Source organism: Micrococcus sp. GbtcB5, from assembly GCF_019091605.1.
GTDB lineage: Bacteria > Actinomycetota > Actinomycetes > Actinomycetales > Micrococcaceae > Micrococcus > Micrococcus luteus.
In genome coordinates, this window is the sequence record NZ_JAGXJK010000672.1 from 1 (window position 1) to 228 (window position 228).

A 228-nucleotide genomic window follows, 5' to 3' on the forward strand; every position below is an offset into this window, starting at 1 on the left:
GGTCGGTGGAGGCCGGGGCCAGGGAGAGGCCGAACTTCTGGTCCTCGTGCGCGGAGGCGGTGAAGTCGTGGGGGAGCGCGTGCACGCCCGGGGTCAGCCGGAGCATCACGGGGGCGCGGCGGACGACCTCGGCCGCGAGCGCGGCCAGGAGGGTGAGCTCGTCGAGCGAGTCCACGATGTTCCGGCCCACGCCCGCCTCGAGGGCGGTGCGCAGCTCGGCGTCCGACT

Annotated in this window: 1 pseudogene; it reads right to left on the reverse strand. The window is 75.4% G+C overall.

Features of this window, described 5'->3' with window-relative positions:
* Nucleotides 1-228, reverse strand: a pseudogene (locus tag KVS67_RS13915) (diaminopimelate decarboxylase); the annotation flags it as partial.